The sequence below is a fragment of the Limnospira indica PCC 8005 genome (assembly GCF_000973065.1).
Classification (GTDB): Bacteria; Cyanobacteriota; Cyanobacteriia; order Cyanobacteriales; family Microcoleaceae; genus Limnospira; species Limnospira fusiformis.
The window spans coordinates 3090721-3106767 of record NZ_FO818640.1; the positions used below are offsets into that span (position 1 = coordinate 3090721).

16 protein-coding genes are annotated in these 16047 nt (G+C 45.5%); 7 read left to right on the forward strand and 9 right to left on the reverse strand.

Translation table 11 applies throughout. From position 1 onward, the window contains the following. Positions 1 to 48 precede the first annotated feature (48 nt). The 3 genes from XZ46_RS13430 to XZ46_RS13440 form a co-directional block, all read right to left on the reverse strand. Positions 49 to 1446, reverse strand: coding sequence for a GTP-binding protein (locus tag XZ46_RS13430; RefSeq protein WP_008051197.1), 1398 nt, complete (start codon positions 1444 to 1446; stop codon positions 49 to 51). Positions 1447 to 1555: 109 nt separating this feature from the next. Then, positions 1556 to 1837: an RNA-binding regulator gene (rbp, locus tag XZ46_RS13435; protein WP_006670338.1), complete on the reverse strand. Its 282-nt coding sequence runs from the start codon at positions 1835 to 1837 to the stop codon at positions 1556 to 1558. A gap of 218 nt (positions 1838 to 2055) precedes the next feature. Next, entirely contained in the window at positions 2056 to 3348 is a 1293-nt protein-coding gene (locus tag XZ46_RS13440) for a Sll1247 family protein (RefSeq protein WP_006625384.1), read from the reverse strand. A gap of 198 nt (positions 3349 to 3546) precedes the next feature. On the opposite strand from XZ46_RS13440, the gene XZ46_RS13445 reads away from it, so the two are divergent. Further along, positions 3547 to 4953, forward strand: coding sequence for a UDP-N-acetylmuramoyl-tripeptide--D-alanyl-D-alanine ligase (locus tag XZ46_RS13445; RefSeq protein WP_008051201.1), 1407 nt, complete (start codon positions 3547 to 3549; stop codon positions 4951 to 4953). A gap of 76 nt (positions 4954 to 5029) precedes the next feature. Here XZ46_RS13445 and XZ46_RS35865 read toward each other — a convergent pair whose 3' ends face one another. Then, positions 5030 to 5440, reverse strand: coding sequence for a hypothetical protein (locus XZ46_RS35865; protein ID WP_174447141.1), 411 nt, complete (start codon positions 5438 to 5440; stop codon positions 5030 to 5032). Between the two features lie 13 nt (positions 5441 to 5453). Here XZ46_RS35865 and XZ46_RS13455 point away from each other — a divergent pair, with 13 nt between their 5' ends. Continuing rightward, entirely contained in the window at positions 5454 to 5696 is a 243-nt protein-coding gene (locus tag XZ46_RS13455) for a hypothetical protein (protein WP_006625381.1), read from the forward strand. A 629-nt stretch (positions 5697 to 6325) separates the two neighbouring features. Here the strand turns inward: XZ46_RS13455 and XZ46_RS13465 are convergent. The 4 genes from XZ46_RS13465 to XZ46_RS13480 form a co-directional block, all read right to left on the reverse strand. Beyond that, a complete protein-coding gene (locus XZ46_RS13465; protein ID WP_008051204.1) occupies positions 6326 to 7063 on the reverse strand; it encodes an ABC transporter ATP-binding protein in 738 nt (245 codons plus the stop codon). Beyond that, positions 7063 to 7491 (reverse strand): EVE domain-containing protein, encoded by a 429-nt coding sequence (locus XZ46_RS13470; protein ID WP_006625378.1) that lies wholly within the window; start codon positions 7489 to 7491, stop codon positions 7063 to 7065. The genes XZ46_RS13465 and XZ46_RS13470 overlap by 1 nt, the downstream gene beginning before the upstream one ends. Before the next feature lie 106 nt (positions 7492 to 7597). Next, positions 7598 to 8158 carry a hypothetical protein gene (locus XZ46_RS13475; protein ID WP_006670329.1) on the reverse strand — a complete coding sequence of 187 codons (561 nt, stop codon included), beginning with the start codon at positions 8156 to 8158 and terminating at the stop codon, positions 7598 to 7600. Between the two features lie 604 nt (positions 8159 to 8762). Next, positions 8763 to 9146: a DUF1830 domain-containing protein gene (locus XZ46_RS13480; protein WP_008051205.1), complete on the reverse strand. Its 384-nt coding sequence runs from the start codon at positions 9144 to 9146 to the stop codon at positions 8763 to 8765. Between the two features lie 261 nt (positions 9147 to 9407). On the opposite strand from XZ46_RS13480, the gene XZ46_RS13485 reads away from it, so the two are divergent. From XZ46_RS13485 to mrdA, 5 genes are all read left to right on the forward strand, one after another. Continuing rightward, the gene (locus XZ46_RS13485; protein WP_008051206.1) at positions 9408 to 10988 is read left to right on the forward strand and encodes a photosystem II high light acclimation radical SAM protein; all 1581 of its coding nucleotides are present in this window, start codon (positions 9408 to 9410) and stop codon (positions 10986 to 10988) included. 80 nt (positions 10989 to 11068) lie between these two features. Then, positions 11069 to 11431: a VOC family protein gene (locus XZ46_RS13490; protein WP_006625373.1), complete on the forward strand. Its 363-nt coding sequence runs from the start codon at positions 11069 to 11071 to the stop codon at positions 11429 to 11431. A 63-nt stretch (positions 11432 to 11494) separates the two neighbouring features. Further along, on the forward strand, positions 11495 to 12751 hold the full coding sequence (rodA, locus tag XZ46_RS13495) for a rod shape-determining protein RodA (RefSeq protein WP_006670328.1): 1257 nt from the start codon (positions 11495 to 11497) through the stop codon (positions 12749 to 12751). A gap of 123 nt (positions 12752 to 12874) precedes the next feature. After that, positions 12875 to 13612 (forward strand): DUF502 domain-containing protein, encoded by a 738-nt coding sequence (locus tag XZ46_RS13500; protein ID WP_006625371.1) that lies wholly within the window; start codon positions 12875 to 12877, stop codon positions 13610 to 13612. 91 nt (positions 13613 to 13703) lie between these two features. Next, positions 13704 to 15497: a penicillin-binding protein 2 gene (mrdA, locus tag XZ46_RS13505; protein ID WP_008051207.1), complete on the forward strand. Its 1794-nt coding sequence runs from the start codon at positions 13704 to 13706 to the stop codon at positions 15495 to 15497. Here the strand turns inward: mrdA and XZ46_RS13510 are convergent. Then, complete coding sequence (locus tag XZ46_RS13510) at positions 15481 to 16044, reverse strand: hypothetical protein (RefSeq protein WP_157234396.1); 564 nt, start codon at positions 16042 to 16044, stop codon at positions 15481 to 15483. The two genes, mrdA and XZ46_RS13510, sit on opposite strands and share 17 nt — an antisense overlap. Between the last annotated feature and the right edge of the window lie 3 nt (positions 16045 to 16047).

Here is a 16047-nt window from a genome sequence, read left to right on the forward strand (position 1 = left end):
GAGTGAAGTCAGCTAGTTCATCCATAATGGAGAACACCCACGCTACGGCTAATTTGATGCCTCCAACCCTAATTTCATCCATAGTTCATCCTTAATACGGCCCAAAATAGAGGCTTGATCCAATGATAACAGAATCCGCCTCACTACTGCTTTAGGCTTATCGTCTCCCCAGGAAGCACCGTTAGCGAGATAGGTAGTTGTGACCTGACCAATACCATAAGTAGAGGCCCCCGCCACCGCCGCCTGAGTCACAGCAACAGACAAATAGGGAGCGAGGGTTGCGCCCCCGGTAGCAGGCGCTGTAACTCCCAGCAAACCTTTAAGGGAACTCAGGCCCAAATTAGTAATCAACTCACTGGCTCCAATGCCGCCCATGCTGAGGGCAATTTTCTGGAGTAAATCTAAAGCTCCCCGTTGGGTCATAGGGATGCCGTAGAGCTTGGATAAGGTTAAAATCAGGGTGATATCAATAGCCACCCCACTAAGCAAATCAATAGCGGTGAGGGGATTAATAGCGATCGCCACTGCCTTAGTAATGGTAGCATTCCAGATCACACTACGGGCTTGATCGGCGCGAATTTCGAGTTTGCGCTGCACCACCTGCTCATTAACATCTTCCGCATAGAGCATAGTATTAAGGGCGATTAAAGATTTACCCTCCCGGTGTAAGATATCGAGAATCTTTAATTTGAGGTCATTAATTTGAGGCTCCCCTCGGTTCAATTGAGTTTGAAAACTACCATCAGGGCGGCGCACCGCCGAAGCCACCAAGGGAGAAGCGGCTACCATGACAATTTCATCAGGAGAGAGTAATTCCCGCACTCTCTCATCCCTAATTTTTTCATAAATAGCTTGGCGATCGCCAGGGGGATATTGATCAATCTTATTAAATACCAAAAGCATTGGTTTTCCGGCATCTCGGAGCCAGGAGAGGGCTTGATATTCCACCTGGGTGATATCGCCGGCAATCACAAATAATAATAAGTCAGCTTTTTCCGCCACCTGACGCGCCATTTGTTCGCGGGTCTGACCGTCAACCTCATCAATACCGGGTGTATCAATAAGTTCCACCTGAGAGATACGATAAGACATTGCGCCGGTAGGGTTTTCTCCTTCCACCTGCCAGGGTTTAGCCTCTGTAGTGCGAGTAATACCATGGGTGGGACCCGTAGCAAATACTGTTTGACCCAATAAGGCATTCAAAATCGAAGATTTACCACGCCCCACCATACCAAAAACAGCAATTTGTATAGAGGTATGCTCTAGTTTATCAAGCATCTGTTGTAAACCACTGAGATCAGATTCGAGTCCCTGACGTTCTGAGGAGGTCAAGTCGAGATTTTTCACCAAGTCCCGCAGGACATCTTGAGCATGACGCAGGTTTAACTCAGCCTCAATATCAGCAAAAGTCGAAATAGTATTGTCTAGTTCTTGATCTATGCTCATCGGAAACAATGGGTAGAGAAACCCAGGGTTGACAACAGTTGAGGGATAAAGTAAACGGGTTCTGCTAACTCCGCAAAACCCGTCTCTCTATTATTGTGGCTTATCTTTACTAATAATCCCGCTTAAAACCTCCGCGCTGTTTATTGTTTTCTCTCGGTCTGGCTTTATTGACTTTTAGAGAACGACCCATCCATTCCGCCCCGTCGAGGGCCTCTATGGCTTTAGTTTCCTCATCTTCGTTAACCATTTCCACAAAGCCAAAGCCCCTTGATCGCCCAGTTTCTCGGTCTGTAGGGATCATTGACCGTTTAACTGTTCCGTATTGAGCAAAAACTTCGCTTAAATCATCTGGGGTAACGTCATAGGACAGGTTACCGACGTATATCGACATGGAATGACTCCAACATTAACACGCTTGACATAACTCAGTTTCGGAGCAATACCTGCCGACACAGAATAGGCAGAATCTGTAACTAGATCTGTAACCGATTGGGAAGTACAGAACCGAAGCTGACTCACGCCGACAATTCTATCACAAAATTTCTGATCGACAACAATGATTTTGATCACTATGCGATCGCCTTTTCTTCCCCCTGTTCTTTGGTTTCCCTAGCGAATAAAGGACAGGTCAACTTTGCCAAAATTGGTAGTCAAAGCCACATTCAAGTTTTCCAGAACCTTCACCAGCCACTGTAGCCCTTGGGTAGAGGATGATTCATAATGGTTGAATAGCACTGCGAACCGTTTTTCTAGGGAAGGCTTCACCTGACGACACAGCAGCACAATTTTCAGTAACAAGCTGACCATAAGGGTCGGACCAATATTGGCAATCAGATCGATAAATACAAAATGCTGAGGTTTTTGGGGGCTTTCCACCACCAGGTAGTTTAACAGTTGAGAGCAGGTTCTTAACATTAAGAACTCACTAAAAGGTTGATCATCACTTTGGGGGATAGTATTTTGTAACTGCTTATACAGTTTTTCGTAAAATTGTCTGTTCAGGTAACTTGACTTAAAAGAGTTATCACGGAGGTATTCATATAAATCGGATTTAAACTCCCTAAAGGTTTGGTTATAATTGCTATGGGAGATCAAACTATGGGCTAGGTCTCGATAGGTATTTGACCCTTGAACTTTACCGACAAATTGTTGCAGAGCCAAAAATAGCTCCTTGTCGCTCAGGAGTGTCGGGTTAGTCGCAGCCATGGTGGCGGTAGTGGTCTGTTCTTGTCCTTTAGCAGAGCGCGCGTTTTGTCTGATTTGATACAAGGCATATTTAGACAATTCCAGTTCAAATTTTTTCTGTTTCTGTAGCTTAATTGTCTGAATCATTTGTTGATGTTCGTAGGGACTATCATCGCTAATTAGACAATATCGGTATAAGTATGGATAACGGGGAATTAGGGTTCTCAGGGGTTGAGTCTCAATTAAATTGGGGCTAGACTGTAATGGCTCGCACAAAACCTCAGCAAACCGTTTCATAGTTTGATACTGGGGGCTGGTTCGGAAGTTGTTAACTAAATAAGATAGTTGCTGAATGTATCGGGACTTGATAGCAGAAGGCGCAGCAGAAACGGACTTTTGGCTATCAAAGAGATGAACTAAGCGATAAATAGCTGCTCGGCGTTCTGGGTTGGTGTGCCATCTGTTGCTCAGAATGTAGCAACATCGGTTGATGATAAAATTAAAGTCACCCTCAATGTGTTTCGCCCGTAACAACTTCCGCATCACTTGCGCTATGTGATGATCGGGGTAGCCTGTTCCTTGAATAAAAAGCAACCGAAAGCGCTCAACCAGGATATCTGTACTTTCGGTTTCCACCTGCTCTAGCCAGTGATTATATAGTTGCTGTTCTTCGGGGGATATCGGTCGATTATGACGATCGCCTGCTATATTATTCATTGAACTCAGGGTTATATAGTTGCTATGGCAAACTTAGACTGCACGACCAAGTTGATAATTGGGGATAATAGGAATCCACAGATTATCATGACTTTCGGGCTAAATGCAACCATGGTAATCTTGACTATAACCTCTGGGTGATTGCCAAAATTATCTTTGGTTACTTATTCCTATTGATGCGAGTAGATGCGATAAATTATGTCTGAGCTGTTTACCCTGACCCAACTGTTGCAGATTTTAACAGTAAATGGGGAAGTATCCTGTGATGTGTCTAATAACTTTCCTGTGATTGGTATCACAACTGATACTCGTACCCTCCAACGGGGAGAGGTATTTGTGGCATTGCAGGGCGATCGCTTTGATGGACATGATTTTGTCGTGGCGGCGATCGCTAAAGGGGCCCTTTGTGCGGTGGTTAATCGGGAATTTGCTGTCTCTCACCCGGAATTTCCCTTAATTCCAGTGGCTGATACTTTACGCGCTTATCAGACCCTCGCACGCAGTTGGCGCGATCGCTTTTCTATTCCTATAATTGGCGTGACGGGTTCCGTGGGAAAAACTACTACTAAAGAACTCATTTCCGCTGTACTTTCTCATCATGGTAAGGTTCACAAAACCTTCGGGAATTACAACAACGAAATAGGAGTCCCGAAAACTCTCCTAGAATTGCGCTCGGATCATGATTTTGCTGTCATTGAAATGGCTATGCGCGGACCGGGAGAAATTGCTGACTTGACTCGCATAGCCCGTCCTACGGTGGGGGTAATTGTCAATGTGGGAACTGCTCATATCGGCCGTTTGGGTTCGGAAGATGCGATCGCTCGTGCTAAGTGTGAATTGCTGGCGGAAATGCCGGATACATCAATCGCTGTGCTTAATCATGATAACCGCCGCCTCATGTCAACCGCGACTCAAGTTTGGTCGGGAACAACTATTACCTATGGTTTGGAAGGGGGGAGTTTACATGGTGAATTATTAGGACATGAAACTATCCGCGTCGAGGGAATTGATTTGCCTTTACCTCTACCGGGTTCCCATAATGCCTCTAATTTTTTGGCGGCTTTGGCTGTGCTTAGGGCGATCGCTGGTTGGGAAACTTCCGCCGAAGAACTTTATGCACCCCTCAGCACCGGCTTATCCCTACAAATGCCACAGGGACGGGCTAAACGTTACCACCTGGCTCAGGATATTCTGTTGTTAGATGAAACTTATAATGCGGGTTTAGAATCAACTTTGGCGGCGTTAAAATTGTTGGCGGAAACTCCCGGTAATCGACATATTGCGGTATTGGGGACTATGAAGGAGTTGGGTGAGCGATCGCTTGAATTTCATCAGCAAGTTGGGGCGGAAACTCAAAGGCTCAATTTAGACGGTTTATTTATTTTGGCTGATTTGGCTGAGGCTCAAGCTATGGCTGAGGGCGCTATGGGAATCGATTTTATTGATATTCAAGACCTCGGTTCTCCTCAAGCTCATCAACTGATGATTGACAAGGTTCTCGCATTCCTTAAACCGGGCGATCGCGTTCTGTTTAAAGCCTCTAATTCTGTCGGAATGAACCGCGTTGTAGAAGGGGTGCGATCGCAATTAATCATCAACCATTGAAGATTACCTTATACAGCCCTCCCAGTCCCCTTTTACCCCTTTCGGTTTGCCTACCATGCACAAAATGTCGCTTTTGTCAAGAGGGGTCAAAAAAGGCGATCGCCTCTCTCCGAAAAACTCGTGCATCGTGATTTTTTATTTTTGCTGGGAGAATAACTTTTCGCGCCACCGAATGCGGGTTGTAGCCGATATTTTGGCGAGTAGACATAGTAACCCCTTGGGTGCGATTTATTTGATGGTAGCACAACCCCCATAATCTCGTCAACTTTTTGACAGCTATTCGCGATAAAATCGTAACAATTCTTAATAATCTTGAGAAGATTAAATTTATCTGGCGGGATGAATTAGCAAAAGTTATGTAATTAGCAGACCAGCGGAGCCAGAGATGAGTCAAAATAACTACGGAGGCGCGATCGCTATGATGGGATTGATGGTTCCCACCTGTCTGGAGAACTGCTACCATAATAACTGTGGTAATTTTCGACATTTCCCAACCCGCGATGAACCCTAAAGTCATTGATGTAAGCGACCTCACGCCTCAACAAATTACAGCGATCGAAGAAATTGTGGCGGCGTTCAGATTGGTAGCCCGACAAAAGGACGCATTCTCCTCCCATTTAATTCACCCCCAAGATATCCCCAGAGGAGAATTGCCAGAAATAGAACGAGAATTTGATTGGTTGGTAGCCGATATTGGCGCAAAAGACGCGATCGCCAGAAGTGATATCTATGGTATCAACTGAGCAAACCATATACATTTAATGCAGATGATTTTAATTGGCAGACTGAAATCAAAGTCATCATACCCAGTGCTTAAATATGATAAATTCCGGCGGCTTTTAACTGTTTCGCCCGACTGGATAGTTCAGCCTGAGAAGTTTTCTAAAACACTCTGGGGGGGAAAGCTCAACCCGAAGGTACGCGCTAGAGTGAAGGGGTGAACAGGGCGATCGCAATTAATCATCAACCATTGAAGATTACCCTAGACAGCCCTCCCAGTCCCCTTTTCGCCCTTTCGGTTCCCCTGCTATGCACAAAATGTCGCTTTTGTCAAGAGGGATCAAAAAAGGCGATCGCCTCTCCACCCAAAACTCGTGCATCGTGATTTTTTATTTTTGCTGGGAGAATAACTTTTCGCGCGACGGAATAGGGGTTTTAGCCGATATTTTGGCGAGTAGACATAGTAACCCCTTGGGTGCGATTTATTTGATGGTAGCACAACCCCCATAATCTCGTCAACTTTTTGACACCTATTCGCGATAAAATCGTAACAATTCTTAATAATCTTTGGAAGATTAAATTTATCTGGCGGGATGAATTAGCAAAAGTTATGTAATAGCCGACCAGACATCTTTGGGGGGATAATTGTTGATTAGAGATTATCCCACTCTTGAGAAACTGCAGTTTTTTGAGATTGTAAAACCTCAGTAAATTCAGCCCAATTGACTTGTTCTACTGGCAGGTCATCAACTAACTCTCCCTGGTGAAGATACCAAACCCTAGTGGCGAACTGACGCGCAAAATCAGGGTTATGAGTAGCGACGATCGCCATATTTTCCCCCTGGTAAAAATCGGTTAAAATTTGTGCCAAACACTGTTGCTGTTGTGGGTTAAGGTTAGCTGTAGGTTCATCTAATAACAGGATATCCGGTTGAATAACTAAACCCCTAGCCAGAGATATCCATTGTTGCTGTCGGCTGGAAAGTTGCACCTCAGTTAGGGCTAGAATATCGGGGGGAATGGCTAACCTTTCCACCCAGAGATTAACCCGTGTGGTCAGTTCATCTTCGGACATTTTTCGCAACCGTAAGGGATAAGCGATCGCTTCCGAAACCCTCATCCCCAAAAGTCTGGGTTCTGGTAAAACCAAGGTGATTTTTTGGCGTAACCAAACCGGGTCAATATTTTGATAATTACTCTCCCCGAAATACAGGCAACCACTACAGGGAGAGATTAGCCGATTAATTAATCGCAGCAACAGACTTTTCCCGGACCCAGCAACTCCCATTAAAGCAATGCGATCGCCTGGTTGAACACAGGCAGAAATATCGAGCAACAGAGGTTTGAGGATAATTGGAGATTTGACAGAGACCTGCTGAAGTTTTAACATCAATTCCCACGGGTTAACTCATGGACTCGCCGCCACTGTTCATCTGTGACCTTAAAATTGGTACTGTTGGGGGCGCGAATCACCAACAGGGTTTGGAGGATGGGATCTTGTTTACAGTCAGACCGCAGTAGGGGGTTATCTAATAGCTTGGTAGTGAATTTGATTTGCGCGCAGGGTTTATAACCTAAGCGAGTTTGATCAATCCAGTAGTTGCGATCGGGAACTTCTTGGAGAGGTTCTGCGGGTGCGATTACTTCCGCAATGGCATATACTCCGGCGGCGGTTCCGGCTTTCCAAATTAATACACCATCCCCCACGCTGATATCTTTACGGTAGCGGGTGACTAACCAGGGCATTTCCTGGAAATCACGGATACCATCAAGCACCCGATAATATTTGGGATTACCTTGGAATAGCCAGTATGCCATTAAATTCCGCTCTCTCTGTTCATTCAACACTCCCACCCGACAATATTGCCATGGGGGATGATCTGATCATACATCTGATCAGCGTTGGGGAAGGTGAGAATTTAACCTAAGCGTTAAAGACGTTGGCAATTGTCCAAATATCGACTAGGATTAACAGGAGGGTACAACAGAACAGAATTAAATACATCCAGGGCTGAGATAAAGGTCGCACGTCAGTAGTATCAATTCCGGTTTGTTGTTGCGCGATCGCCACTAACTTCGCAAAGCCAGCAATTCGCATGGGTAGCAAATAACCTTCCCCGGACTCACTCACGAAATAATAAACTAATCCCCCTTGTCCGGTGGTCCTCGGACGTAGCGATCGCACCTCTGACCAACTTAAACACCAACCCCGCCGCCAAAACACTCGCACCCACCTCGGATAGGTGACTTCAATAGTGCGATCGTTCACCACTACTCGCTCACTCAGCGCCCCGTAGACAGCCACACCCCCTAAAACAATACCCCCCCACAACACCTGGGGAGAAATAGGTGTATCGGCGACGATAGCCAGGAATGGTAGCGGAATCATCAACGCACCATACAAACTTAGCAAGGTGATTCGCACAATTGGGGAAATACGAAAAACCACATTTTCTGATAATGCTATCTCTTCGACATCCATCATTTTTTTAATACCCAATCAGCCAGCAGACATTTATATGGTGCATCAATTTTTCCTACTCTGGTGCGTTGAAATACAGCCCTCACCCCAAACCCCTCTCCCAATACGGGAGAGGGGCTTTGAAAAGTACCTCATCCGTCCGGGAACTGCTATACTCTGGTCATGATTCCGATTATCTGCCGATGATGGGGATTATCTGGTGCGTTGAAATACAGCCCTCACCCCAAACCCCTCTCCCAATACGGGAGAGGGGCTTTGAAAAGTACCTCATCCGTCCGGGAACTGCTATACTCTGGTGGTGATTCCGATTATCTGCCGATGATGGGGATTATCTGGTGCGTTGAAATACAGCCCTCACCCCAAACCCCTCTCCCAATACGGGAGAGGGGCTTTGAAAAGTACCTCATCCGTCCGGGAACTGCTATACTCTGGTCATGATTCCGATTATCTGCCGATGATGGGGATTATCTGGTGCGTTGAAATACAGCCCTCACCCCAAACCCCTCTCCCAATACGGGAGAGGGGCTTTGAAAAGTACCTCATCCGTCCGGGAACTGCTATACTCTGGTGATGATTACGATTATCTACCTCTGACGCACTCTAGGGGTTAATCAACAGAACTCAAAGCCGGAGTTGTCAAAACTGAGGGCTTTCCTTCAGAACTGCGACCTGTGATCCGTTCGTGGTAAGCTAGGGCAGCGGCACTGGGGTGGACTTCATCAATAGGTGGGAGTTCTTGGTCAATTTGCAGACGATCGCAGGGAATCTTATCGGATAGAATGGCACTAGCCATTTTTCCTGTGTGAATCTCTAACAGGGCTTCTGGTATAGCTTCAAACACCAAACGCTGACCGGGAAATACCACCCGTTCAAAATACCAATTTGGGACATTGCTAATTCTGGCAATCTGAATATTGCTAGTAGCGTTAACGTAGCAGCAGAGAACTCGGCCAGGACTGTTATAGGGTAGGGGATCAAGAATTTGAGCCATGTTAAGGAGTATTGCAATATGAGTTTTGTATACAGCCAAACTAACATTTTGCGATCGCTATTGGCTGTAATCGCGACTACCAATCGATCATGATTTTTGCCTGTAACCTACCGACTATCATATATTCGACGATCCCCCCATCTGGCTCAAGTGAAGCGATCGCAGCCCATTAACCCGCCCTCGCCATTGATTGTAAGATGAAAACAGCCAGCTATATTGTTAAGTTATATTAATAAGCAACCCATTCACTCATTTAAAATCATGGACCAAAAAATCCTATACGTTCGCCTCCCCTGCAACCCCATCTTCCCCATAGGGGTAGTTTACCTAGCAGACCATGTACATAAGCTATTTGGGTCTGTAGACCAGCGAATCTTTGACCTAGGGACTGTCCCCCCCCTAGACTATCGTTTAGCCCTCAATAACTGCATTGACGAGTTCCAGCCGACACTGTTAGTATTTTCGTGGCGGGATATCCAAATTTATGCTCCCGTGGGCGGACGGGGCGGAAATCCTTTGCAAAATGCCTTTGAGTTTTACTATGCCAAAAACCCCCTAGTTAAGTTGCGGGGTGCTTTCGGAGGATTACGGTTAGCAGCATCCTACTATAATGAACTGTGGCGTAATACCAGTTTAGTGCGGCAGGGACTCAACCGAGCCAGACGCTATCAACCCCAAGCACGCGCGGTAGTAGGTGGCGGCGCGGTCAGTGTGTTTTATGAACAATTGGGGGGGAGTCTCCCTGATGGCACAATTATTTCTGTAGGGGAAGGAGAGGCTTTATTAGAAAAATTATTGAGGGGTGAAGACTTCAGCAATGAACGCTGTTATGTGGTCGGACAAACTCAACCACGCGATCGCATGATTCATGAAAAACCGACTAATATTGAGAAAACCGCCTGTAACTATGATTATATCAGCCAAGTGTGGCCGGAGTTTGACTACTATTTTCAGGATGGGGATTTTTATATCGGTGTTCAGACTAAGCGTGGTTGTCCTCACAACTGCTGTTATTGTGTCTATACCGTAATTGAAGGTAAACAGGTGCGGATTAATCCCGCTGATGAAGTAGTCGCAGAAATGCAGCAACTTTACCATCGTGGAATCCGTAACTTTTGGTTTACCGATGCTCAATTTATCCCCGCCCGTCGATTTATTGATGATGCCGTAGAACTGCTACAAAAAATCCTTGATGCTGGCATGAATGATATAAATTGGGCGGCGTATATTCGGGCGGATAACCTCACCCCCCAATTGTGTGAACTGATGGTTAAAACCGGAATGAATTACTTTGAAATCGGTATCACCAGCGGTTCCCAGGAATTGGTCAGAAAAATGAGGATGGGCTATAATCTGCGTGTAGTATTAGAAAACTGCCGAGATTTAAAAGCAGCCGGATTTAATGATTTGGTGTCTGTCAACTATTCGTTTAATGTGATTGATGAAACCTTTGACACTATCCGTCAGACCATTGCTTATCATCGGGAATTGGAGGCGATTTTTGGGGCGGAAAAGGTGGAACCTGCCATCTTTTTTATTGGCTTACAACCCCACACCCATTTAGAAGAATATGCCTTTAACAACGGTATACTCGATCGCAATTATAATCCCATGAGTTTGATGCCTTGGACAGCCCGGAAACTTCTATGGAACCCGGAACCCTTGGGGTCTTTCTTTGGGGAGGTCTGTTTAGAAGCCTGGAAACGGAACCCTAATGATTTTGGACGGGGAGTGATGGATATCCTAGAAGAACGTCTGGGGAAATCATCCCTAGAAGAGGCTTTGAGTGCGCCTGTCCAAAGCGATCGCCCTGCTGACAAACAACTGGTCAAGGCAGGTTAAAATCATTCACAGTGTCGGAGAGTGGGCGATTTTGCCCACTTTCTTCGTAGAATAGCAACCATAAACCCTAATTTCTGATTATGCAACTCAAACGCTTAGGCCATGTAGCCATCTGTGTCCAAGATATTCAGACCGCCGCCAGTTTTTACCAAAATTTGGGTATGGAATTAGTATGGCAAGATAGCGATTGGGCTTATTTGAAGGCGGGAGATGATGGACTTGCCTTGCTGGGTCCAGGTTACAACCAAGCCAGATCCCATTTTGGGTTTGTGTTTAGCGATCGCACGGAAATAGAAACAGCCTATCAGCAATTACAACAACAAGGGGCAGAAATTACCCCCATTCACGAACACCGAGACGGTACCGCCTCCTTTTACGGTCGCGACCCGGACGGTAACGCCTTTGAGTATCTCTATGAACCCATCAAAAAAGGTGATAATTGAGTGATTTAATCATCCCTGTTTCCGTGGGTAGGTTAAGAGTTAAACAGTTCAGCCAAAAATTATATGTTTTTCAGAGCCAGATTAAAAAGTTATAGGCGATCGCCCCTAGCAGCTTGGGCAGAAGTAGACTGGTTATTATTAGTCGCCTGTGTCGCCCTCACCGGATTAGGCGGCATCATGATCCGTAGTGTAGAAGTTACCCAAGGACTGACAGACTGGTGGCAACACTGGATCACCGGAGGTGTAGGGTTAATCCTGGCGATGATAATTGCCAAGAGTAACTACCAAACACTAATCAATTGGAAATGGATAGTTTATATTATCGTTAACCTCTCCCTGATTGCCGTTCAATTAATCGGAACCACAGCCCTAGGAGCCCAACGCTGGATTAATATTGGTGGTTTTCACGTCCAGCCCTCCGAATTTGCCAAGGTGGGGATAATTATTGTTTTGGCAGCACTTCTGCACGAGGTCAAGATACCCAGCATTCCAGACACCATCAAAATGCTGATTATCGCGGCTGTTCCCTGGGGGTTAGTATTAATTGAACCCAACCTAGGAACCTCCCTAGTCTTTGGTATGATTACCCTGGGAATGTTGTATTGGGGCAATGTCCATCCCGGTTGGTTAATCCTGTTATTGTCCCCGATTATATCAGCTATTTTAACAACAGTCTATCAACCTGCTGGCATCATTTGGGCTGTAGCCATGGGGTTTGTAGGCTGGTGGAGTTTACCTTGGCGGTATGTGACCGGACCTCTCGCCTTGGGTATGAATTTGGGGGCCGGAAAATTAGGAGATATTTTCTGGGGGTTTCTGCAAGATTATCAAAAGCAGCGACTGATTGGCTTTTTAAACCCAGAGCAAGACCCCCTAGGAGCAGGATATCACTTAATTCAATCTCGCATTGCCATTGGTTCGGGACAGTTATATGGCCGAGGTTTGTATCAGGGAACCCAAACTCAGCTAGATTTTATTCCCGAACAGCATACCGACTTCATCTTTTCTGCCATTGGGGAAGAATTGGGGTTTATCGGTTGTATTATTGTTTTGGCAGTGTTCTGGATAATTTGCCTGCGATTGGTGATTATTGCCCAAACTGCTAAGGATAGTTTTGGTTCCTTAATTGCGATCGGGGTATTGTCAATGTTGATGTTCCAAGTATTTGTAAATATTGGCATGAATATTGGACTAGCACCAGTTACAGGCATCCCTTTACCATTTCTCAGCTATGGGCGATCGGCACTCCTAAGTAATTTTCTAGCCATGGGATTAGTAGAATCTGTTGCTAACCACCGACAGCGAAAACGCATTTTCTAGGCTTACCAATTCCTGGGGGGTTCTTTGTCGGGTTCAGTCAGCCAGTCCCCCTAACCCCTTTGGCGTAAGCAGTCGCCATTTTCACAAACCCATCATTTTAGTCAACAGGAGAGTGAACGCCTCGTGTTCCAAAACCTCAAACATGATTTAAAAAATGATTTGATTGCCGGGTTGCTGGTGGTAATTCCCCTGGCGACTACTATCTGGCTTAGTATTACCGTGGCTACAGCGGTGATTAAATTTCTGACCCGCATTCCTAAACAAGTTAACCCTTTTGATGGCCTCAATCCCATTCTGGTCAATCTACTTAATATTTTGGTGGGGTTAGCTGTTCCATTAATGGGTATTCTGTTCATTGGTCTGATGGCTAGAAATATCGCTGGTCAGTGGTTACTTAACCTCAGTGAACAGATTTTACAAGGCATTCCCTTGGCGGGGTCAGTTTACAAAACCCTCAAACAACTTCTGGAAACTCTCCTCAGAGACTCAAATGATAAGTTTCGGCGGGTGGTTCTGATAGAATATCCTCGGCGGGGAGTTTGGACTCTGGCTTTCGTCACCGGATCAGCAGATGCAACCATTCAATCTCACCTGTCGGAAGATATGATTGGTGTTTTTGTGCCGACTACTCCTAACCCTACCAGTGGCTGGTATGCTATTGTTCCCCGCCATGAAGCGATCGACTTATCCCTATCGGTAGAAGAAGCATTTAAAATTATCGTCTCCGGTGGTATTGTTAATGCTTCCACTTCTCTAAAGCCTAGCGCTAGTCCTCCTGTGGAAACTCCCCTAGACCCTATTATCTCTAAGAAAAATGCGGAACAACCTGTCACCCTGGAAGAACAACAATTTGCTCCTTAGGTTTACACGACGGAATAATCAGCCTATAGATTTTCCGGATTCATGACACCACTTTTGAAAAATAAAAGGTAGGTCATTGGATAGGATAACTATGGCTGGTGAATCTCCGTTTACCCCTCACAATCAATATATTTCTGATAAACCGCAGCGGCATCAGTCTTACCGTGGCCGTCTGCATCGTGGTATTATCCTGCTGTTATTGATTACTGCCGGGTTTTGTTTGTACACTGTTCAACTCGCTAATTTACAATTGATTCAAGGAGCTATCAATTGGGACAGAGCGGAAAATAACCGACTTCGCCTAGTTCCTATTCCGGCAAAACGAGGCGAAATTTTCGATCGCCATAATCAAAGACTCACCCGCAGTCGTTTGGCGCGATCAGTTTATATTTGGCCTAGGGAACAGTCACCCCAACAGTGGCAGGAAATTGCTACCCAACTGGGTCCGATTCTTGATATCACTCCACAAGAAATTATTAATCTTATCGAAAATAAGGGCTATAATTCCCATCTTTTTGTGCTAATTAAACAGGATATTACCCCAGGAATGTTTATTGCTCTCGCCGAACGTTCTGAGTATTTTAAAGGGGTAGAAGTTCGCGGGGAGTCTCAACGTTATTATCCACACAATCATCTGGCTTCCCATATTTTAGGATATATTGGCGCTGCTAGTTTACAGGAATTAAAGGCTAATCCTCAATACCCTATGGGAATGCTAACGGGGAAAATGGGGATAGAACGTATAGCTAACTCTTCCCTTGAGGGAGTGTGGGGAAATCGATTAATTGAGGTCAATTCTCGGGGAGAGGAAATTCAAGAGCTAGGTATTCAACAACCACAACCCGGTCAGCCGCTTCAGTTAACTTTAGATTTGGAACTACAAAAAACCGCCGAAACTGCTTTAGGCGATCGCTCTGGTGCTGTAGTAGTATTAGATGTGAAAACTGGCGCGATTTTGGCTATGGTTAGTCATCCTAGCTTTAATCCTAATATATTCTCTGGTCCGATGACTGCACAACAATGGCAACAATTACAAAGCGGCGAGAATCCTATGTTAAATAGGGCTGTACAGGGCTACCCTTCTGGTAGTACATTTAAAATTGTTACGGCGATCGCCGGTATAGAATCGGGTAAATTTTCCCCTAATTCAACTGTACCCACTGCGGGGGCTATTACCATTGGCGGCGTGAGTTTTCATGAGCATAGTAATAGTGGTTATGGTACTATTGGATTTAGAAAGGCACTTGCTGTTAGTAGTAATACCTTTTTTTATCAGGTGGGAATGGCGGCGGGACCTCATCAAATTTCTAAATGGGGGAAAGAATTAGGGATTGGTGGTAGTATTAATTTGGATTTATTGGGACTTGATGGTGCTAATCATGGTCAAATCCCTACCCCAGAAGAAAAACAAGCATGGTATGGTGAGCCTTGGTATGTGGGGGATACTGTCACTATGGCGATCGGTCAGGGGTTGGTTTTAGCTACTCCCTTGGAATTGGCGGTTATGACCAGTACCGTCGCTAATGGCGGCTATCGAGTACAACCTCACCTCTTGGCTTCCCAAACTAATACCGATGAAACTAAACCTATTAAAACTTCCATTTCGGCGGGTAGTTTAAATGTGGTCCGACAGGGATTAATTGATACTGTCAAGGAGGGAACTGCTAGAATTTTGAATGATGGTTCTATTCCTTTAACCGGAGGGAAAACTGGGACTGTAGAAATTCCCGGACACCCCAACAATTCTATGTATGTGGCTTTTGGACCTGCGGATAAACCAGAAATTGCGATCGCAGTTTTGGTCGAAAGAGGTGGTTATGGTTCTGTGTCCGCCGCACCTATTGCTAAGGCGGTTTTTCAGACCTATTTCAATGGGAGAAAATAGCATCAGCAGCGATCGCTCCTATTTGACCCCCACCAGACACCGAGAAACCCGGTTTCTTTAGGGTTTCTTTCCCCCCACCAGACACCGAGAAACCCGGTTTCTTAGGTAAAATCTTGATTGAGAAACAGAGAGACTGGTAGAAACCGGGTTTCTTTAGGGTTTCTTTCCCCCCACCAGACACCGAGAAACCCGGTTTCTTAGGTAAAATCTTGATTGAGAAACAGAGAGACTGGTAGAAACCGGGTTTCTTTAGAGTTTCTTTCCCCCCACCAGACACCGAGAAACCCGGTTTCTTAGGTAAAATCTTGATTGAGAAACAGAGAGACTGGTAGAAACCGGGTTTCTTTAGGGTTTCTTTTCCCCCACCAGACACCGAGAAACCCGGTTTCTTAGGTAAAATCTTGATTGAGAAACAGAGAGACTGGTAGAAACCCGGTTTCTTTAGGGTTTCTTTCCCCCCACCAGACACCGAGAAACCCGGTTTCTTAGGTAAAATCTTGATTGAGAAACAGAGAGACTGGTAGAAACCGGGTTTCTTTCCCCCCACCAC